General features: G+C 63.8%; 15 protein-coding genes. 13 read left to right on the forward strand and 2 right to left on the reverse strand.

What is annotated here, in order from left to right; genetic code table 11:
• The first annotated feature begins 219 nt into the window (after window positions 1-219).
• The 11 genes from ACLEJW_RS05665 to ACLEJW_RS05715 all read left to right on the forward strand — a co-directional run bounded on the left by ACLEJW_RS05665 (window position 220) and on the right by ACLEJW_RS05715 (window position 14,488).
• Window positions 220-1,527 carry a nucleotide sugar dehydrogenase gene (locus ACLEJW_RS05665; RefSeq protein ID WP_440777185.1) on the forward strand — a complete coding sequence of 436 codons (1,308 nt, stop codon included), beginning with the start codon at window positions 220-222 and terminating at the stop codon, window positions 1,525-1,527.
• A gap of 89 nt (window positions 1,528-1,616) precedes the next feature.
• Window positions 1,617-3,146: a glycosyltransferase gene (locus ACLEJW_RS05670; protein ID WP_313455643.1), complete on the forward strand. Its 1,530-nt coding sequence runs from the start codon at window positions 1,617-1,619 to the stop codon at window positions 3,144-3,146.
• Between the two features lie 16 nt (window positions 3,147-3,162).
• Window positions 3,163-4,326 carry a PilZ domain-containing protein gene (locus ACLEJW_RS05675; RefSeq protein WP_313296305.1) on the forward strand — a complete coding sequence of 388 codons (1,164 nt, stop codon included), beginning with the start codon at window positions 3,163-3,165 and terminating at the stop codon, window positions 4,324-4,326.
• A 33-nt stretch (window positions 4,327-4,359) separates the two neighbouring features.
• Window positions 4,360-5,802, forward strand: a complete 1,443-nt coding sequence (locus ACLEJW_RS05680) for a tetratricopeptide repeat protein (RefSeq protein ID WP_256675081.1) — start codon at window positions 4,360-4,362, stop codon at window positions 5,800-5,802.
• Window positions 5,799-7,253 (forward strand): alginate export family protein, encoded by a 1,455-nt coding sequence (locus ACLEJW_RS05685; protein ID WP_313455648.1) that lies wholly within the window; start codon window positions 5,799-5,801, stop codon window positions 7,251-7,253. Before ACLEJW_RS05680 ends, ACLEJW_RS05685 begins: the two co-directional genes overlap by 4 nt.
• Before the next feature lie 14 nt (window positions 7,254-7,267).
• A complete protein-coding gene (locus ACLEJW_RS05690) occupies window positions 7,268-8,695 on the forward strand; it encodes an MBOAT family O-acyltransferase (RefSeq protein WP_313455650.1) in 1,428 nt (475 codons plus the stop codon).
• A 9-nt stretch (window positions 8,696-8,704) separates the two neighbouring features.
• On the forward strand, window positions 8,705-9,799 hold the full coding sequence (locus ACLEJW_RS05695) for an alginate O-acetyltransferase (protein WP_313455652.1): 1,095 nt from the start codon (window positions 8,705-8,707) through the stop codon (window positions 9,797-9,799).
• Between the two features lie 17 nt (window positions 9,800-9,816).
• Window positions 9,817-10,446 (forward strand): alginate O-acetyltransferase AlgF, encoded by a 630-nt coding sequence (locus ACLEJW_RS05700; protein ID WP_313296315.1) that lies wholly within the window; start codon window positions 9,817-9,819, stop codon window positions 10,444-10,446.
• 26 nt (window positions 10,447-10,472) lie between these two features.
• The gene (locus ACLEJW_RS05705; RefSeq protein ID WP_145187514.1) at window positions 10,473-11,885 is read left to right on the forward strand and encodes an alginate O-acetyltransferase AlgX-related protein; all 1,413 of its coding nucleotides are present in this window, start codon (window positions 10,473-10,475) and stop codon (window positions 11,883-11,885) included.
• Window positions 11,876-13,030, forward strand: a complete 1,155-nt coding sequence (locus tag ACLEJW_RS05710; protein ID WP_256675083.1) for a polysaccharide lyase — start codon at window positions 11,876-11,878, stop codon at window positions 13,028-13,030. Before ACLEJW_RS05705 ends, ACLEJW_RS05710 begins: the two co-directional genes overlap by 10 nt.
• Before the next feature lie 3 nt (window positions 13,031-13,033).
• Entirely contained in the window at window positions 13,034-14,488 is a 1,455-nt protein-coding gene (locus ACLEJW_RS05715; RefSeq protein WP_145187517.1) for a right-handed parallel beta-helix repeat-containing protein, read from the forward strand.
• 69 nt (window positions 14,489-14,557) lie between these two features.
• On the opposite strand, the gene ACLEJW_RS05720 is transcribed toward ACLEJW_RS05715, so the two are convergent.
• Entirely contained in the window at window positions 14,558-14,989 is a 432-nt protein-coding gene (locus ACLEJW_RS05720) for a GNAT family N-acetyltransferase (protein WP_145187520.1), read from the reverse strand.
• 119 nt (window positions 14,990-15,108) lie between these two features.
• On the opposite strand from ACLEJW_RS05720, the gene ACLEJW_RS05725 reads away from it, so the two are divergent.
• On the forward strand, window positions 15,109-16,707 hold the full coding sequence (locus ACLEJW_RS05725) for an inorganic phosphate transporter (RefSeq protein ID WP_440777186.1): 1,599 nt from the start codon (window positions 15,109-15,111) through the stop codon (window positions 16,705-16,707).
• A gap of 61 nt (window positions 16,708-16,768) precedes the next feature.
• Here the strand turns inward: ACLEJW_RS05725 and ACLEJW_RS05730 are convergent, their stop codons facing one another.
• Complete coding sequence (locus ACLEJW_RS05730) at window positions 16,769-18,151, reverse strand: amino acid permease (protein WP_440777187.1); 1,383 nt, start codon at window positions 18,149-18,151, stop codon at window positions 16,769-16,771.
• Between the two features lie 343 nt (window positions 18,152-18,494).
• On the opposite strand from ACLEJW_RS05730, the gene ACLEJW_RS05735 reads away from it, so the two are divergent.
• Window positions 18,495-19,745, forward strand: coding sequence for a 2-aminoadipate transaminase (locus ACLEJW_RS05735; protein WP_440777188.1), 1,251 nt, complete (start codon window positions 18,495-18,497; stop codon window positions 19,743-19,745).
• Window position 19,746: the final 1 nt, after the last annotated feature.

Genomic DNA, 19,746 nt, shown 5'->3' on the forward strand with positions numbered 1-19,746 from the left:
TTTTTTTAACTTAACACGAAAGTATTAAGTTATTTTCACATCGGCGTTTAACAGCGCTTGCATTGAAAATATGAAGCCATTTAGGCTGTAGGGAGACCACTAAGAAATAGCCTGCTACGCCACTTCCGAGCGCGGCTCAATTCTGCGCGTCTGTCTATCCAAACACTTCATGAACGATGTATCTCGGCCGGCTTCGCCGTGCCCCAGGGAGAGGGTTTTATGAACATCAGTATTTTTGGTCTTGGCTATGTTGGCGCGGTCTGCGCGAGTTGCCTGTCGGCTCGCGGTCACCAGGTGCTGGGGGTCGATATTTCCCCGGCAAAGATCGACCTGATCAACCAGGGCAAGTCGCCAATCGTCGAGCCGGGCCTCGAGCAACTGCTGCAGGATGGCGTCAAGACCGGTCGCCTGCGTGGCACCACCGACGTTCAGGCAGCGATCCTGGCCACTGACATGTCGCTGCTGTGCGTGGGTACGCCGAGCAAGAAAAACGGCGACCTGGATCTGGTCTACATGGAAGCGGTATGCCGGGAAATCGGCACGGCGCTGCGCGACAAGGCCAGCCGCCACACCGTGGTGGTGCGCAGCACCGTGCTGCCGGGCACGGTGAAGAACGTGGTGGTGCCAATTCTCGAGCAACACTCGGGCAAAAAAGCCGGTGTCGATTTCGGCGTGGCGGTCAACCCTGAGTTCCTGCGCGAAAGCACCGCCATCCAGGATTATGATTTCCCGGCCATGACCGTGATCGGCGAGCTGGACACCCAGTCGGGTGATTTGCTGGAGTCGCTGTACAAAGGTCTGGATGCGCCGGTAATCCGCAAGTCGGTCGAAGTGGCCGAAATGATCAAGTACACCTGCAACGTCTGGCACGCGACCAAGGTCACCTTCGCCAACGAGATCGGCAACATCGCCAAGGCCGCCGGCGTGGATGGCCGCGAGGTCATGGATGTGGTCTGCCAGGACCACAAGCTCAACCTGTCGCGTTACTACCTGCGCCCAGGTTTCGCCTTCGGCGGCTCGTGCCTGCCCAAGGACGTGCGCGCCCTCACCTATCGCGCCGCGAGCCTGGATGTAAACGCCCCGCTGCTCGACTCGCTGATGCCAAGCAACGCCTCGCAGGTGCAAAACGCCTTCGAGCTGATCGAGCGCCAGGACAAGCGCAAGATCGCCATGCTCGGCCTGGCCTTCAAGGCCGGCACCGATGACCTGCGCGAGAGCCCGCTGGTCGAGTTGGCCGAGCGCCTGATCGGCAAAGGCTACCAGCTGAGCATCTTCGATGAAAACGTCGAGTACGCCCGCGTCCACGGAGCCAACAAGGAATACATCGAAGCCAAGATCCCGCATGTCTCGTCGCTGCTGCACAGCAACCTGGAGCAGGTGATCGGCAATGCCGATGTGATCGTGCTGGGCAACAACGACCCACGGTTTGCCAATGCCCTGCAAGCCGGCCATGGCAAGCAGGTGATCGACCTGGTCGGCTTCATGCCTGGCGTGAGCGACGAGCACAACCACGGCATCTGCTGGTAACCGACCCGGCAGCTTAGCGCCCTGTCCGCTGCAGGCTCTGGCCTGTGCGGCTTGGCGCGCCGGTATTGCACATCTGGAGTCAAGGCTACATGGATCGACAGCAACCCTCTTTCGTGGCACCCGGCTACCTGCGCGCCAGCGCCAGCTTCTTCGGCTGGGCGTGCCTCGCCGGACTGATCGCGCTGGCCTCGGAGATGGTCGCGCCGCAGTACCTGGACCCAAGCCATCACTTGTTCATCTTCCTGATCGGCACCTTGGGCATGTGGCGTTATGGCAACGCCATCGTTCACTACCTGCGCGGCATGTACTTCCTGCACTGGAAATTCCCCCGCATGCGCCGCCAGGTCGAACGCCTGGGCGATGCCGCGCTGCCCTCGCACATGTTCATGGTGGTGACCAGCTTCCGCATCCCGACCATGACCACCTTCAAGGTCTATCAGTCGGTGTTCCAGGAAGTGCAACGGCTGAAAGTGCCGTGCACGGTAATTGCCTCGATCGTCGAAAAAGGCGACGAGACGTTCATCAAGGACATCATGCGCAACGAGGTCAAGGACCGCGACGACATCAAGCTGGTGATCGTGCGCGCCCGCGGCACCGGCAAGCGCGATGGTCTGGCTCATGCGTTTCGCGCCTTGTCGCGGCAGATGCCGCTCAATGACGCGGTGGTTGGCGTGGTCGACGGCGACACCATGATGCTGCCCGGCTGCGTCGAGCGCGCGGTCAAGCTGTTTGCCCTGCTGCCGGACGTCGGCGGCCTGACCACCAACGAGTTCTGCGAGGTCGAAGGCAGCCGCCTGATGCGCCAGTGGCACTCCATGCGTTTCGTCCAGCGCCACATCAACATGTGCTCGATGGCCCTGTCGCACCGGGTGCTGACCCTGACCGGGCGACTGTCGTTCTTCCGCGCCGAGGTGATGATCGATCCTGAGTTCATCCGCGATGTGGAAGCCGACTTTCTCCAGCACTGGCGCCTGGGCCGCTTCCAGTTCCTCACCGGCGACGACAAGTCGAGCTGGCTGAGCCTGATGCGCGCTGGCTGGAACACCTTCTATGTGCCCGACAGCCACACCCTGACCGTCGAGCACCCGCCCAGCGACAGCTTCCTGACGGCTACCCGCCAGCTGATGTTCCGCTGGTATGGCAACTCGCTGCGCCAGAACTTCCGCGCCACCGCCCTGCTCGGCCGGGCACGCCTGGGCCTGTTCACCCTGTACGTGTTGCTCGACCAGCGCGTATCGATGTGGACCTGCCTGATGGGCCTGACCGCTTCGGTGGTTGCGGGCCTGGCCTTCGGTATCCAGTACCTGCTGGTGTACCTGTTCTGGGTCCTGATCTCGCGCAGCCTGGTGACAGTGCTGTTCGTGTTCGCCGGGCACCCGGTCAGCCCGATGTACCCCTTCGTTCTTTATTACAACCAGATCGTCGGTTCGCTGATGAAGGTCTACGCCATGTTCCACATGGACCAGCAGAGCTGGACGCGACAAAAGACCACCCTGGCCACCGGCAGCGTCGACTTCGACGCCACCCTGAATCGCTGGTCCTCGAAGGCGATGTTGTGCTCGTCGATCGCGATCTTCTTCGGGGTCATCACCGTTCTTCTCGAACTCTCGCAACGTTAAGGAAAGGCGCCTGCACATGAGTACCACCAACATCCCCGCGGCCCCGGGCAAAACAGCGGCCAACATCGTCCACGAGGCGATCGACGAGCGTCAGTACGTGCGTACGCGGATGAACGCGCGGGTGCGCCTGTCCAGCGCCGGGCAAGCGCCCTTCGACGTGGCCCTGCAGGATATATCGCTCGGCGGCCTGGGCCTGATCCATGACGCCCCGCTGAAAGTCGGCGCACTGTACGACGCCTCGATCCGCCTGCGCCTGAACCAGGTCGACCTGAACATCGACAGCAAGATTCGCATCGTCTCGCAACGCGGCAGCGAAGTGGGCGCGCAGTTCGTCGAGCTGGATGCGCAGAAACGCGACATCCTGCGCTACCTGATCAGTGCCTATATGTCGGGTGAAATCGCCGACATCAATGGCCTGTTCAACGTCATGCAGCGCGAGAACTACATCAAGGAGCGCAAGCACAAGTTCGCCAGCCCGCGCGGTGCCGGTGCACGCCTGAAGGCCGTGACCGGCACGCTGCTGTATACCGCTGCCGGGATCGCCGCGCTGGCCTTCGTCGGCTACAAAGGCTACATGCTGTTCTTCCGCATCCCCGCCGTACAGGCGCAAGTGGCGACCAATGCCCAGGTCATCAGCATGCCTGACAACGGCTATGTGAAGTACCTGCTGCCTGCCGATGCCACGGAGGTCAAGGCCGGCCAGCCGATCGCCAGCATTTCCACGCAGTTGGCCACCAGCTTCACCAGCCCCGCCGACATGAAGGCAGTCGCCGACCTGTCGCCTGGCGACCTGCAGACCCTGCTCGGCCGCGCCACCATCGAGACGGTGATCAACAGCCCGTGCGACTGCACGGTCTACTACCCCAACCAGCGTGTGGACGGCTACGGCTACAAAGAGGCGCCGTTGATGCACCTGCTGCCCAAGGACCAAGGTTTGTTCGTGCGCGCCAACGTGCCGTTCGACAAGCTCACCGATGTCAACCGGGTCAAGTCGGTGGACATGCAGGTCTTCGGTGTGGACCAGCACTTCAGCGGCAAAGTGGTCGATGCACGCGTGGATGAAACCAACCGCAACCTGGCCCTGACCATCGCGCCCGACAGCCCGCTGCCGGCGGCTGCCTACCAGAAAGCAGCGGCGGTCGACCTGTACCTGGGCCTGCCGTTCGGCGCAGCGCACTAAGCGCCCGAGGATTCTGAAGCCATGAGCGTGAACATGCCCCCCCGCCTGCTGCTGGCCAGCCTGGCGCTGGCTTGCGCCAGCACGGCCAGCGCCGGGCAGAGCCTGGAACAGATTCGCTACGCGCTGTACAAGGATCCGTCGGCCGAGGTCACCACCGATCTGCGCGAGCTGGCTGCGCGTGGCGACCTGGCCAGTACCCTGCTGCTTGGCGACGTGCTGGCCGGGCGCGACGATGCCAGCCGCGCTGAAGTGGTGGCGCTGTACCGCAAGGCTTTTGCCGATGGCCATGGCCTGGTCCCGGCGCTGGCCTCGCTGGCACGACTGATCGACCGTACTCCGAGCCTGCGCCAAGCGCAGAAGCCGTGGATGGCCCAGGCCTTGACCCGTTATCCGGCGAACCTCGATCCGCGCAACACCAGCACCACCCTGGAAGTGTTCATCACGTATCCTGAGCTGGTCGACACCGCCGAGGCCGCCCAGCTGCTGGCGCTGTACGAACAGGCCTGCCTGCTCAACTGCCGGCCAGAGCTGTACCACGCCGTGCTAGCCGAGCGCCAGGGCGACCGCGCCGAAGCCGAGCGCTGGTACCGCCAGGCCGTGCGCGTGGACGTACGCGCCCTGGACCGCTACTACGCCTTCCTCGGCGAGCAGCAGGACCGCCTGTTCACCGCCTTCGCCGACCAGCTCGAGCCCGAACGCGAACAGTTGCCGGTGGAGATCATCCACCGCATCGGTGCGCTGCTCGACACCATCACCAGCGTGCAGCGCGCTGAGATCGACGCCGACCGCTACGAGCAGCAAGCCAGCGTTCAGCCAGGCGCCGAGAAGCTGCCACCCAGCCCTGAGCAAGTGGCCCGCGAGCAGGCCCAGAACCAAGCGCTCGATCTGGCCACCGCGCGCGTGCAGCGCTGGCGTGACGTGGCGGTGGCGCGCGGTTTCGTGCCGGCCATGGTCTCCAAGGCCAACTACATGATTTCCAACCCCACCGAGCACAACGCCGAAGAAACCCAGGCGATGATCGACCAGGTGCGCCAGCGCGAGCCGGTGCGGGCCAAGGCATTGCAGGCGCAGTTCTACATGGTCAACAACTGGCTGACCCTGGATCCCGACAAGGCCCGGGCCTTGATCGAGGAACTGCGCGCCGGCGGCTACCCCGGTGCCGGCCTGTTGCTGGGCGAGTACTACAGCAAGGGCGTGGAAGACCAGCCCGACCAGGACAAAGCCCTGGCGCTGTTCCAGGCAGAAGCTGACAAAGGCAACACTGCCGCCTGGTACCGCATGGCCACCTTGCACGCCTACGGCCGCGCCCTGTGCCATGACCCGGTCAAGGCCTACACCTACGCCCGCGTGGCCTTGGACCTGGGCGAGCGCAGCGCGCGCAGCCTGGTCAGGCGCCTGGAAAAAACCCTGCCGAAGGATGATATCGAGCGCGCCCTGGCCGCTCGCAATGGGCTCTTCAAGGAGGCCACCCTGTGAAAGCGCACCACCCCCTGTTCGGCGCCCTGCTGGCCCTGGCACCGTTGCCAGCGGCCTTTGCCGCAGAAGAGATCACCGGCCCCGAAGCGGACAGCAGCGAACCGGTACGGGTCGCTGCCCTCGATGGCAGCGAGCCGGTCATCACCTCGGAAATGTTCAACAAGCTGACCCTGCAGACCGGCTACGGCCCGGAAGACTCGCAGGTCGGCAGCGACCGTGAGACGTTCTACAGCCTGCGCTACGAGCCTTCGTTCGCCTGGTATTCGCCGGAAAAGCGCTGGGCCAAGTGGATGGTCTACGGTCGCCTGTGGCTGAACTATGACTCCAGCCAGTCGAGCAACCTGACCAACGAAAGCTCCAACAGCAATCAGCGCGAGCAAGCCGAAGGCTGGTACGCGGAAATGCGCGAGCTGTATGTCAAGCGCAACCTGATCGGCGATGATCCACGCTTCTCTGCCTCCTTCGGTCGCCAGCGCTTTTACGACGACTATGGCATCTGGTGGGATGACAGCCTGGAATCGCTGCGTTTCAACTACAAGGACACTTTCTCCGAGGCGTTCGTCGCGGTCGGGCAGAAGTTCTACAACTACAACACCGACGTCAATCGCCTGGACGACACCGAAGAACGCATCACCTACCTGATGGGCCAGTACGCCTATCGCTGGAGCCAGAACAACCAGGTCGGCGTGCGCCTGATGCATGAAAATGATCACAGTGGCCACGACGCCGGCGACCGCTACGACTTCAAGGGCCTGCGCTACGGCCTGTTCTTCAAGGGCGACAACCTCGCCTACCCGATGCTCAGCGATTATCACCTGGAGCTCGCTGCGCTCGACGGCAAGATGGACAACACGGATGGCAACGGTGTCACCAGCACCGGCCACAGCAGCACAGGCTGGGCGGTACTGGGTGAAGTCGGCAAGCGCTTCGACGAGCTGGCCTGGACCCCGCGCGTGGCACTGCGCGGCGGTCTGACCGACAAACCCAGCGACGAGAACGACGGTTTCCGCCTCAACGCGATTCAGTCCGACCGCATCACCCGCACCGGCTCCTACAGCACGCGCCTGACCAGTTCGTTCGTCGCCCTCGACCTGCGTAACCTCAGCTACTACGGCTTCGCCGTGGAAACCCGCCCCACCCCGCGCACCGCGCTGGATCTGCGCGTGACCCAGCTGCAGCTGCGCGACGCCGACGGCACCCTGCCGATCCGCCTGAACGGCGATCAACGCGCCGAGCGCAACCGCGCCATCAACCAAGGCAACAACGGCAACGGGCGCAACGTCGGGCAGATGATCGACCTCAATTACTACTGGAAGATGTTTCCGGTGGCTATCGATGGCAAGCACCTGGATGTCAACGCGCTGGTCAGCGCCAGTTACCTCAATGCCGGCAGCGCATTGGAAACCGGCGATGACTACCAGCTGAGCGTCGGCGTGGTGGTCAGTTACTAAGGAAGGGCAATGCCATGATCTTCGCCTCCAACGTATTCCTGTTTCTCTACCTGCCGCTGTTCCTGGCCGTGTATTTTCTGGCCAAGGCGCAGTGGCGCTCGACGGTGATCGTGGCTGCCAGCTACATCTTCTATGCCTGGTGGCGCCCGGACTTTCTGCTGCTGTTCGTCGGTATCACCTACTGGAACTACTGGTTCGGCCTGCGCATCAAGGCGCGCCTGGATGCCGGCGAAAAACGCATGGCCCTGCGCATGCTGTGGATTGGTGTGGCCGGTAACCTGTCGACCCTCGGTTACTTCAAGTACGCCAACTTCGGCGCCGAGGTCATGGCCATGCTGCTGGCGCCGCTGGGAATCAACACCTGGACCCTGGAAAACATCTTCCTGCCACTGGGCATTTCGTTCTACGTGTTCCATGCGCTGAGCTACATCGTCGACATCTACCGCAAGGACGCCACGCCCACGCGCAACTTCATCGACTTCGCCGCGTTCGTGGCGCTGTTCCCGCACTTGGTAGCTGGCCCGATCCTGCGCTACAGCCAACTGGCACCGCAGCTGCGCGAACGCACCCACTCGATGGAGCTGTTCTCCCTGGGCGTGTGCCGCTTCATGCTCGGCTTCATCATGAAGGTGCTGATCGCCGACCGCCTGGCGCCCATCAATGTGCTGTTCGTGGCCGAGGGCACCTTGCAGTTCAGCGATGCCTGGTTCGGCCTGGTGATCTCGACCCTGCAGCTGTATTTCGACTTCGCCGGCTACAGCCACATGGCGCTGGGCCTGGCGCTGATGATGGGCTTCCGCTTCCCGGAGAACTTCAACCAGCCCTACGTGGCGCAGAGCATCACCGAGTTCTGGGCGCGCTGGCACATGACCCTGGCGCATTTCCTGCGCGACTACGTGTACATGCCGCTGGTGCGCAAGCGCGTGGCCGGTGCGATGCCGGCGCTGATCTGGACCATGCTGCTGTCGGGCCTGTGGCACGGCGCAAGCTTCGCCTTCATCTGCTGGGGGCTGTTCTTCGGCATCGGCATGGTGATCGAGCGCAAGTTCCACCTGGCGACCAAGGTCGGTGCGCCGTACCGCGTCGGCCGGCACCTGCGCACCGGCCTGTTGATCGTGCTGAGCATGCCGCTGTTCTTCACCATGGACCTGCGCCACAGCATCGACATCTACAAGGCGCTGTTCGGTTTCAACGGCTTCGGCTCGCTGGAATTGTACGTGCTTGGCGCCTCGAAGATGGCCATGGCCTTTGCCCTGGTGGCGCTGGCGTGGCTGGTGCTGGCGGGGATCAACAACCTGCGTTTCTACGGCGGTAACAAGGAAGGCTACTTCATGCGCCATGTCGGCGCGTTGAACAGCGTGTTGCTGTGGGCTGGGTTCATCGTGGCGCTGAGCAGCCTGGCGGCCAACTCGTTCTCGCCGTTCCTGTATTTCCAGTTCTAGGAGAATGCCATGTACCCGGTGATGAAAACGGCCAGCAAGGCCAATGGCATTCTGTTCCTGGTGATGCTGGCGGCGATGTTCGTCTACTCGCTCCCTCCGGTCTACACATTCGCCCGCACCTCGACCGATACCTGGAACCTGTTCGTCGATGGCAAGCTGTTGCGCAAGTTCGAGCAGGCCTACGACAAGCGCTTCTTCCTGCGCGAGCCGTCGGTCGAGCTGTGGGCCGATGCCCAGTTCCACCTGTTCGGCGAAGGCACCAAGGGTGTGGTCCTGGGCAAGGACGGCTGGTTGTTCACCAACCAGGAATACCGTGTGCCCAACGACCTGCAGGTCAATGTTCAGGCGCAGATCGAGCAGATCGACAAGGTTCGCGCCAAACTGGCCGAGCACGGCAAGCAGCTGGTGATTCTGCCTCTGCCGATGAAGCTCGATGTGTATGCAGCCCACGCCGAACACGCCTTCGATCCGCGCGTGATCAGCCTGTACGATCAGTTCGTCAGCCAGTTGCAAAGCCGCCAGCTCGATGTCGTGCCGCTGCGCGAGGCGTTTCTGGCCAACATCAACGGCCCCCAGCTGTTCCTCAAGTCCGATACCCACTGGAGCCCTGAAGGTGCACGCTTGTCGGCCTACGAGTTGGCGCGCCAGCGCCCGCAGCTGCTGGGCGAGCAGACCTACGTGTCGCACAAGGCCGGCGAGAAGGAGGTCAAGGGCGACCTGATGAACTACCTGCAGTTCGACCACGCGCGCCTGGCGCCGCAGTTCGGGCCGAACCCGATCGCCCTGTACGAAACCCTCAAAGCCCAGCAAAGCGCCGACGACCTGTTCGCCGAGCAGGACCAGAGCCTGCTGCTGGTCGGCACCAGCTACAGCAAGATCGATGACTGGAACTTCGTCGGCTTCCTCAAGGAGGCGCTGAACCGCGACCTGCTGAGCATCGCTGTCGAGGCCCGTGGTCCTTTCGAGGCGATGAACCAATTCCTGGCCAGCGACCAGTTGGCCAGCCCCCAGATCGACACCGTGGTCTGGGAGTTCCCACTACGTACCTTGCTCGCCCACCGCCCCGGCTCCCTGAGCCGTAGCGCTACGCCCCAGCATTTCTGACCTTCAAGGAGAGCCTGATGAAACTCACCCAACTGTTCACCGCCATCGCCCTGGCCGCCGTCGGCCACACCGCCCTCGCCGCCGAAGGCAACGCCGATCTGTACGATGCCGTGGCACCGGCCGACTCGGCGTTCGTGCGCGTGCTCAACCTCTCCGACAGCAACATCGACGTCACCCTCAGCGGCAAGGTCAACCCGCAGCGCGTTGCCGCCGGCCAGCTCAGCGGCTACCGCTTCACCCCGGCCGGCCCCCACAAGATCGCCATCGGCGGCAAGTCGATCGAGCCGCAATTGAAGGCCAACGCGGCCAGCACCGTGGTCTACGACGGCAAGCAGCTCAAGCTGATCAGCGACAAGTACGTCAACGAGCCGAAGAAGGCGCAGATCGCCTTCTACAACCTGACCCCCAAGCAGGCCGCATTGAAGACTGCCGATGGCAAGCACGACGTGGTCGAGGCGCTGGGCAGCGGTGAGACCGGTACGCGCATGGTCAACGAAATCAAGATCGACTTCGCCGCCTACCAGCAGGACACCAAAGTCGCCAGCTTCGACGAGCAGTTCCTCAAGAAAGGCCGCTCGTACAGCTACGTGCTGCTGCCGGGCAACCGCAGCATGACCCTGGCCAACAGCATCGACCCGACCGAGTGATGATCGCCGCGCAAGGATAATGGCCCATGAAGACCCTTGTACCTTTTGCCCTGAGCGCCGCGTTGGCGGTGCTCAGCCTGCCCGGCCAGGCAGCGCAGCCGGCGCCAGCGGCCCAGGCGAGCAAGCCGGGCTGTGAGAACCTGCAATGCATGCTCTGCCCGGCCCTGAGCGACCCGCAGCGCTATGCCGAAGGGCGCATGAAGCTGATGCGCGAGATCGTCCCTGGCAAGGACCGCTGGCTGTTCCGCTCGGCGGTCGACCTGACCAACGAGTTCGGTATCCCGGCGCCGATGCGCCCGGAGTTCGCCCGCCTCATGCAAGCGTTCGAGCGCCAGGGGATCCATGTCGCCATGGCGATCCAGCCGACCCGCGGCCTGATGCACCGCGACAAGCTGTTCGCCGACCAGCTGCACGGCTTCGACTATGCGCGGGCCAGCAGCAACCTCAACGCCTTCCTGGGCCAACTGCGCCAGGGTGGCGCGGTGGTCGCGCCGATGATGCAGCTGGTGCAGCAACCGCCTCAGGGCGAGTACTTCTTCCGCCGTGATCACCACTGGACCCCGGCTGGCGCCAACGCCACCGCCAAATTGATGGCAGAGGAGATTCGCCGCCAGCCGTTCTACGCCGAGCTGACCAAGAAGCAGTACCGCACCGAGCCTGGGGTGATGGTGCCCAAGGACGGCACGCTCAACCTGGCGCTGAGCAGCATCTGCGGCAACAACTATGGCTTCCAGTACGTGCGCGGCTTCCAGACCGTGCCGGTGGCTGCCGGCGCCGATGCGCTGTTCGACGAAGCACCGGACCCGGAAGTGATCCTGGTCGGCGACAGTAACGCGGCGGCCCGAGAAGATGAGAGCAAGCAGTTCAACTTCGACGGCTACCTCAAGCAATACCTGGACGTCGACGTGCTCAACTACGCGCTGCCAGGCGTTGGCGAGGATGGCTCGCTGCTCGAGTACCTGCTGTCCAGCGACTACAAGCCCAAGGCGCCGCCCAAGCTGATCGTCTGGGAGCTGCCGGCCAACTACCGGCTCGACTCGCCATTGATGTATCGCCAGCTGGTACCGGCGGTGCAAGGGGGCTGCGCGGCCAGCCGCGAAGTGCTCGGCAACAAGCTGCAGCACTCGGCGTTGAAGGTCGGCGAGCGCATCGAACTGCTGAGCAATGCCGGCAGTGGCCGTCAGGCGCTGTCCAAGGGCTTTCTGGACATTCGCCTGAGCGACAAGAACGTCAAGGATTTCTACATCATCGTCTATTACGACAATGGCGCGCGCGACAAGGTGTGGTTCCGCCGTGAGGCGGCGGTCACCGGTGGCCAGTATTACCTTGAGCTGAGCAAGGCACCGGAGTTCGCTGGCGCCAACCTGCTTTCGGTGTTCATGGAACCCACCAAGCCTGGGACCGCGGCGACCGCTGTGGAGACCCGCCTGTGCCTGTAGACACCGTATCGCCACGCCTGGGATTGCGTTGCCCGGCGACAGCTGCACTGGCGTTTGCCATGGCGCTGGCACTCCCGCAGGCCCAGGCCGCCCAATCGATCTGGCCTGCTCATCACACGGCGCAGTCGGCCATGGTCGCCGACTACCGGACCTTGGCCTGCACCAAGCAACCTCCCGCGCCCTACACCGGCAGCCTGCGCCTGCAAAGCAAATACGACCAGCGCGACGCCAGCAAATCGACGCTGCGCAGCAGCCCGGACGCCGATAGCGAACGCATCGGCAAGCAGGTCAAGCAATTCGTCGGCGGGCTGATCTATGCCAGCAAGCGCTTCCAGAACGCCAAGAAACCGCAGGATGCCAACATGGCGTTGGCCTGCCAGGACCAGTGGTTGCAGCAGTGGGCCGAGGCCGGCGCACTGCTCAACCCCGACGCCAGCGGCACCGGTATGGCGGCGCGCAAGTGGGCGCTGGCAGCGATGGCCGGCGCAGTGCTGGCGACCCAGTCGGCCAGCGACGGCAAGTTGCAGCTCAGCGATGCGCAGCGCCGCTGGTTCGGCCAACTGGGCGAGCGGGTGATTGGCGAGTACGATCCGCGCCGCACGGCCAGCGGTGTGTACTTCAACAACCACGATTACTGGGCGGCCTGGGCCGTCGCGGCCACCGGCATGCTGATCGGGCGCGATGATTTCATCCAGTGGGCCGATGGTAATCTGCGCCGCGGCCTTGCCCAGGCGGTCAAGACCGGCGACGGCAGCTATGCCTACCTGCCACTGGAGGTGGCGCGTAGCAAGCTGGCCGCCAACTACAGCCAGTATGCCCTGGTGCCACTGGTGTTGCTGTCGGAGTCGGCGCGGGCCAACGGCCTGCCCTGGAGCGACAGCGACCAGCGCACCTTGGACCTGCTTGCCAACTTCGCCGCGCGCACCGTGCTCGACCCAGATGAGCTACCCGAACTCAAAGGCCAGTCTCAGGCCGACGTGGCCCCCTACAAGATGGCTTGGCTGATCCCGTTCCTGCAGCGCAATCCGGGCCACGCCCTGGCGCGCAAGCTGTACGACAGCGAAGACGGCGAGGTGGACAATTACAGCCAGCTCGGCGGTCCGATCAAAGCCTTCTACCCCCCATTGCCCGGATCAAGGAGCTGACCGATGGCCGCCCTCGCCCGCTATTCCCTTACCTGCCTGGCTGCGCTGTGCCTGGTGGGCGCCGCCCAAGCTGCCACCCAGAGCCTCACCGCGCAACCGAGCGTCGACACCCTGCCGCGCGAACAGCGCCAGCTTCAGGTCGATCACCTGCGTCAGCAGGTGCGCCAGGCCGTGGCCTTCGAGCAAGGCGAACGGCAACGCCCGACCGGCCGCGCCAGCGTCAGCCTGCAACCGATGTTCTCGGCCCAGGCCGGCAGCTGGCCGTTCGAGCCGTTCGTCAACAACGGGCTGTTCCGCGCCATCGCCGGCTACCAGTCGCATCACCCGCAAGTGGTGATGCTACGCGGCGGCAGCATGACCCTGGCGCAATTGCACGATGCGTTGAATGACCCACGGATCCTCAAACGCTACAAGGATGGCTACCTGCTCAGCTACCCGCTGATGATCGGCAGCGATGCTGGCCTGGTGCTAGAGGGCACTGCGCTGTACCTGTCGAGTTTCTCCGGGACGGCGTTGATCAACCAGGGCTGGCTGGGCTTGAACCAGTCGCGCCTGGAAAGCATGGCCGGCGAGCAACCCGGCAGTACCGACCGCGCCTGGCGGCCGTTCGTGGTGGCGTGGGCGGGCAGTCATACGCAAGTCATCGGCTCGACCCTCAAGCGTCTGGGCTACAACGCCAACCTGTCGCGTGGCCTGACCACCGCCCTGAGCACCCAGCAGGCGGCCAACACCCGTCCGGCCACGGTGATCATTCGCGATAGCCAGTTGAGCGAGATGTCCACCGCGGTGGAATTGCAGCACAGCCAGGCGAGCATCAGCGCCAGCCGGATCGAGCAGTCGCAGCAGTACGCCATCGACGTGCAGAACAGCCAGGTCAACCTGCACGGCAACCAACTGCGCGGCATCGACAACAACAGCGGGGTGCGCTTGCGCGGCAAGACTCGCGCCGCTGTCGAGGCTAACCTGATCCTTGGCGCGACCAAGGCCGGCATCGAGGTCAGTGACCAGCAGGGCGCCGTCTTGCTCTCGGGCAACCGCATCGGCGACAGTCGCGGCAATGGCATCCAGCTGCGCAGCCTGGCGCCCACCGCTTCGGCGCCTTTGGTGATCGACGGCAACCTGCTCGGCAGCAGCCAGGGCAGCGCCCTGGATGCCAGTGAAGTGGGCGCGCTGGCGCTGCTCGACAACCGTATCGGCAATACTTCCGAATACGCCATCAGCCTGCGCAACAGCACGCCTCAGGCTGGGCCGCTGATCATCAGCGGCAACCGCCTTGGCCAGGTCGGCAAGGCGCTGCTGCGTGTCGAAGGCATGCGCGATGTGCTGCTCGGCGGCAACCGCTTCGAGGGCAAGCCATTGCTGCAGAACCTGCTGATCGGCGACCTGTTGCCGGTGCAGGGGCAATTGCTCGAAGCCACGGTGCGCCAAGGCGAGACGGTGCGGGTCAGGCAACAATAACCCCAACTGCGGCAGCGGCTTGTCCGGCTTCCACTTACGCCAGTTACGCGGCGAGGAGGCCGGCAAGCTTCACGCGATGACCCGCTGCATCCTGACGAAGCAGCCCTCTTCCCCGACCTCGACGAAGCCGTGGCGCTCGTACAGCTGGCGCGCCGGGTTGCTCTGAAACACCATCAATCGCAACAGCGGCAAGCGCCGCTGCGCTGTCCAGTCGGCGAGGGTCTCGAGCACCTGGCTGCCCACCCCCTGGCCTCGATGGGCCGGCAGCAGGTGCAGCTCGCGGATGAACAAGGCTTGGCGGTCCTGGCTGAGGCTGCAGAATCCGAGGGTTTGTCCAGCTTCGACGACCAACCATTGCTCGCGCCAATCCCAGGCTTGGTCGAAGGCCTCCTCCACCCAGAGCAGATCGAACTGATGGTAGTAAGGCAGCATCGCCCGACGCGTCAGGTCCCGCGCGAAGGTGCGATGGCTAGCGCTGGCGGCGATCAGCTGGACGGGCATCGATATTCTCCCTGAGTCTTTTGCCATCAGCCTAGGTAATTCATTGACCGAGGTCACGTGCCTACGCGCACAACTTTCTATCCTTTGGGCCATTCCCGCCGACGCCCACCGGAGCCCCCATGGCAATCCCGTCGCTGGCCCATGGCGACCCACGCCCGGACCTCTCCCGCTCGCCAGGGCGGCGCAGCCTGTTGCTGTTCTTCACCGTGCTGCTGGCCGGCATTGCCTACACGGCCTGGAGCCTGAAGCAGGACGTCAGCGCCAGCGGCACGGTGATCACCACGGTCACGCCATTCCTGCTGCTGGGCCTGGCGCTGTTGATCGCGCTCGGGTTCGAGTTCGTCAACGGCTTTCACGACACGGCCAATGCCGTCGCCACGGTGATCTACACCCACGCGTTGCCCGCCTCGGTAGCGGTGGTCTGGTCAGGACTGTGCAATTTTCTCGGTGTTTTGCTTTCCAGCGGCGCGGTGGCGTTCGGCATCATCGCCCTGCTGCCGGTGGAACTGCTGCTGCAGGTGGGGTCGTCCGCCGGCTTCGCCATGGTCTTCGCCCTGCTGCTGGCCGCCATCATCTGGAACCTCGGCACCTGGTGGCTGGGGCTGCCGGCGTCATCCTCGCACACCTTGATCGGCTCGATCATCGGGGTGGGCATCGCCAACGCCTGGATGCACGGGCGCGATGGCGCCAGTGGCGTGGACTGGACGCAGGCCGGCAAGGTCGGCTACGCCCTGCTGTTTTCGCCGCTGATCGGGTTCGTCTGCGCGGCCCTGCTGGTGCTGGCATTGCGCAGTTTGCTCAAGCACCAGGCGCTGTATCAAGCACCGCAAGGGCGCATGCCGCCGCCGTGGTGGATCCGCGGGCTGTTGATTCTGACCTGCACCGGCGTGTCGTTCGCCCACGGTTCCAACGACGGGCAAAAAGGCATGGGGCTGATCATGCTCATCTTGATAGGCACATTGCCCATGGCTTATGCACTGAACAAGACGGTGCCGCACGAGCAGGCCGCGCAGTTCTGCACGGTGGCTGAACAAACCCGCCAAGCGCTGGCCCAGGTGGCGCCGGAACCCGCGCCAGCCGACCCGCGCCAGGTGCTCAGCGAGTTCATCGCCGCGCCCACGGCCGGCCCTCTGCCGCTGCCCGCCCTGACGGCCCTGACCGGTGCGATTGCCGAGCAGGTCAAAAGCTATGGCTCGCTGCAACGGGTACCGGCCGAAGCCGTGGCCAACGTGCGCACCGACATGTACCTGACCAGCGAAGCCATCCGCCTGATCGACAGGCATCCGCAACAGACGCTGGATTCCGACACGCGCCACCAGCTATTGCAGTTCAAGACGCACCTGGACGCTGCCACTCGCTATATCCCACTGTGGGTCAAGGTGGCGGTTGCCCTGGCCTTGGGCCTTGGCACCCTGGTCGGCTGGAAACGCATCGTGGTGACCGTGGGCGAGAAGATCGGCAAGACCCACCTGAGCTATGCCCAGGGGGCTTCGGCGGAAATGGTCGCGATGTGCACCATTGGTGCGGCGGATATGTTCGGGCTACCGGTGTCGACGACGCATGTATTGAGTTCCGGGGTGGCGGGGACCATGATCGCCAACGGCTCGGGCATCCAGAAACGTACGCTGATCAACCTGCTGCTGGCCTGGGTGCTCACCCTACCGGCAGCGATGTTGTTGGCCGCAGGCCTGTACTGGCTGTTGAACCAGGTTTTCTGAGTGGATAGGCACGCTTGCTGTTGGAACCGGGGCGCAGGACGCCCCCGCTCGAGCAGTTGGCTCAAGCGGGCTGGGCCACCGCCCTGCCGCGCTTATGAGTCAGTGCAACCAGCAGAATGAAGACGGTCACACCAGCGGTCATCAGGGTTTCGTAGCGGTAGGCATCGCTGAACAGCATGTAGCCCAGGACCATGACGATGGTGCCGATCACCAACCAGGTCAGCCACGGGAACAGCCACATCTTCAATTCCAACGAGCGCCCCTCGCGCTCGGCACGGGCGCGCATGCGCAATTGCGAGACCGCAATCACCAGGTAGACCAGCAGGGCGATGGCGCCGGTGGTCGAGAGTAAGAAGCCGAACACCTTGCCAGGCAGCACGTAGTTGACGAAGCATCCGACAAAGCCTGCCAAGGTCGAACACAGGACCGCCACAATGGGCACGCCGGCGCCAGAGATGCGCTTGGTCATGCGCAGCGCCTGTCCGCGGGCACCTAGTGAATAAAGCATGCGCGAGGCGGTGTACAACCCTGAGTTCATGCAGCTGGTCACCGCCACCAGCACCACCAGGTCGACCAGCAACTTGGCGCCGGGCACGTTCAGCACCTCCAGCGTGCGCTGGAACGAACCGACCGCCTTGAGCCCCGGATCGTTCCAGGCCACCAACGACACCACCAGGAAGATCGACGCCAGGTAGAAGATGGCAATGCGGTACACCACCAGGTTGGTCGCCCGGCGAATCTTGTCCTTGGGGTTGGCCGTTTCATCGGCCGCGATGGTGACGATCTCGGCACCGAAGAACGAGAAGATGGTGATCAGCACGTCGCCCAGTACGGTGCCCCAACCGTTGGGCATGAAACCACCGCTGTCCCACAGGCGGCTGATGCCTGACACCGGCGCCAAGGGCCAGAAGCCGGACACCGCGAGGCTGCACACACCGATGAAGGCGACGATGGCGATCACCTTGACCAAGGCAAACCAGTACTCGAATGCTCCAAAATTCTTCACACTGACCAGGTTGCTTGCCGACAGCACCAGCATGATGACGAAGGCGAACAGCCACGACGGCACCTGCGGGAAATAGGCGTGCAGGATATCGGCACCGGCGATGGCCTCGACCGGAATGATCAGCACCCAGAACCACCAGTACAGCCAGCCGATGGTAAACCCTGCCCAAGGGCCGATGGCCTCGCTGGCATAGGTGGAAAACGAGCCGCTGTTGGGGTTGGCGATGGCCATCTCGCCCAGCATGCGCATCACCAGCAGCACCAGCAGGCCAGTCAGGGCGTAGGACAGCAAGATGGCTGGGCCGGCTGTGGCAATGGCATTGGACGAGCCAATGAACAACCCGGCGCCGATGATGCCGGCGATGGAAATCATCGAAACCTGACGCGAGGTCAAGCCGTGCTGCAAGGACCGCTGTTTCTTATTGTGTAGCGAAGCCATGGAGAACCCTCGAGTGGGTCGGCCGCCGCATGATCCCGCTGCCTGCGACGGCTGAAAGTTGAAGCGCATGTCGGCCAGTAGGTGCCGGCAGTATCGATTCCAGCGCGCGCGCTCAACAAACGACGTTTTGGAAGTACATGATGCCGCCAAGGAATGAATCCGATATTGGCCATGTACTCCCCTGCGTAAGTTCATCGTTTCTAGGCCGGCTTCCTGCATCGCGCCCTGGCCCGCGAAGCGAAGGTTCATGACTGCAGGGAATGATCGCAATCGAATAATTCGTTTGCCGTGCGCCCTGGCGGCAGGTTTGGATAGTGACAAAGCCGAACAAGGTCTACCGCCCATGCATCCGCCAAGCATCAGCCAATCGCTCGCCATCGTGCACCCGATCACCCTCTCCCATGGCCGCAACGCCGAGGTATGGGATACCGAAGGCAAGCACTACATCGACTTTGTCGGCGGCATCGGCGTTCTCAACCTGGGTCATTGCAACCGCGCCGTAGTCGAGGCCATCCAAGCCCAGGCCGGTCGCCTGACCCACTACGCCTTCAACGCAGCTGCACATGAGCCGTACCTGCAACTGATGGAGCGTTTGTGCCGGTTCGTGCCGGTCAGTTACCCGCTGGCCGGCATGCTCACCAACAGCGGTGCGGAAGCGGCGGAGAACGCACTCAAAGTGGCCCGTGGCGGCACCGGCAAGCGCGCCATCATCGCCTTCGATGGCGGTTTTCATGGCCGCACCCTGGCTACCCTCAGCCTCAATGGCAAAGTGGCGCCGTACAAGCAACGAGTCGGTGAGCTGCCAGGCCCGGTGTACCATCTGCCCTACCCCAGTGCCGACAGCGGCATCACCAGCGAGCAAGCGTTCGCGGCGATGGAGCGCCTGTTCAGCGTCGAGTTGGCAGTGGAGGATGTCGCCGCATTCATCTTCGAGCCGGTGCAGGGCGAAGGCGGCTTCCTGGCCATGGACCCGGGCTTTGCCCAGGCCCTGCGGGCATTCTGCGACCAGCACGGCATCTTGATCATCATCGATGAGATCCAGTCTGGCTTCGGCCGCACCGGGCAACGCTTCGGCTTCTCGCGCCTGGGCATCGAACCGGATCTGCTGCTGCTGGCCAAAAGCATCGCTGGCGGTATGCCGCTGGGTGCGTTGCTCGGGCGGCAGGCGTTGCTGGGCGCATTGCCCAAGGGAGGATTGGGCGGAACCTACTCTGGCAACCCCATCGCCTGCGCTGCGGCATTGGCGAGCCTTGCGCAGATGAGCGATGAAAACCTTGCCACCTGGGGTGAGCGTCAGGAGCAGAGCATCGTGGGCCGGCGTGCGCGATGGAAGGCTGAGGGGCTTAGCCCCTTCCTCGGCCGCCTGACCGGCAGCGGCGCGATGCGCGGCATCGAATTGATCGACAGCGATGGCAACCCGGCGCCGCTGCAGCTGACCAAGGTACTGGATGCGGCAAGGGCCCGTGGCTTGCTGCTGATGCCCAGCGGCAAGGCCCGGCACATCATCCGCCTGCTGGCGCCGCTGACCATCGAGGCCGAGGTGCTCGAGCAGGGACTGGATATCCTCGAGCAGTGCCTGGCTGAACTGGAGTGAG

It is taken from the genome of Pseudomonas sp. SMSB3 (assembly GCF_052041965.1).
GTDB lineage: Bacteria > Pseudomonadota > Gammaproteobacteria > Pseudomonadales > Pseudomonadaceae > Aquipseudomonas.

Coding starts and splice junctions, on each gene's coding strand:
- ACLEJW_RS05665 (WP_440777185.1), top strand. CDS start 220: ATGAACATCAGTATTTTTGGTCTTGGCTATGTTGGCGCGGTCTGCGCG.
- ACLEJW_RS05670 (WP_313455643.1), top strand. CDS start 1,617: ATGGATCGACAGCAACCCTCTTTCGTGGCACCCGGCTACCTGCGCGCC.
- ACLEJW_RS05675 (WP_313296305.1), top strand. CDS start 3,163: ATGAGTACCACCAACATCCCCGCGGCCCCGGGCAAAACAGCGGCCAAC.
- ACLEJW_RS05680 (WP_256675081.1), top strand. CDS start 4,360: ATGCCCCCCCGCCTGCTGCTGGCCAGCCTGGCGCTGGCTTGCGCCAGC.
- ACLEJW_RS05690 (WP_313455650.1), top strand. CDS start 7,268: ATGATCTTCGCCTCCAACGTATTCCTGTTTCTCTACCTGCCGCTGTTC.
- ACLEJW_RS05695 (WP_313455652.1), top strand. CDS start 8,705: ATGTACCCGGTGATGAAAACGGCCAGCAAGGCCAATGGCATTCTGTTC.
- ACLEJW_RS05700 (WP_313296315.1), top strand. CDS start 9,817: ATGAAACTCACCCAACTGTTCACCGCCATCGCCCTGGCCGCCGTCGGC.
- ACLEJW_RS05705 (WP_145187514.1), top strand. CDS start 10,473: ATGAAGACCCTTGTACCTTTTGCCCTGAGCGCCGCGTTGGCGGTGCTC.
- ACLEJW_RS05715 (WP_145187517.1), top strand. CDS start 13,034: ATGGCCGCCCTCGCCCGCTATTCCCTTACCTGCCTGGCTGCGCTGTGC.
- ACLEJW_RS05720 (WP_145187520.1), bottom strand. CDS start 14,989: ATGCCCGTCCAGCTGATCGCCGCCAGCGCTAGCCATCGCACCTTCGCG.
- ACLEJW_RS05725 (WP_440777186.1), top strand. CDS start 15,109: ATGGCAATCCCGTCGCTGGCCCATGGCGACCCACGCCCGGACCTCTCC.
- ACLEJW_RS05730 (WP_440777187.1), bottom strand. CDS start 18,151: ATGGCTTCGCTACACAATAAGAAACAGCGGTCCTTGCAGCACGGCTTG.
- ACLEJW_RS05735 (WP_440777188.1), top strand. CDS start 18,495: ATGCATCCGCCAAGCATCAGCCAATCGCTCGCCATCGTGCACCCGATC.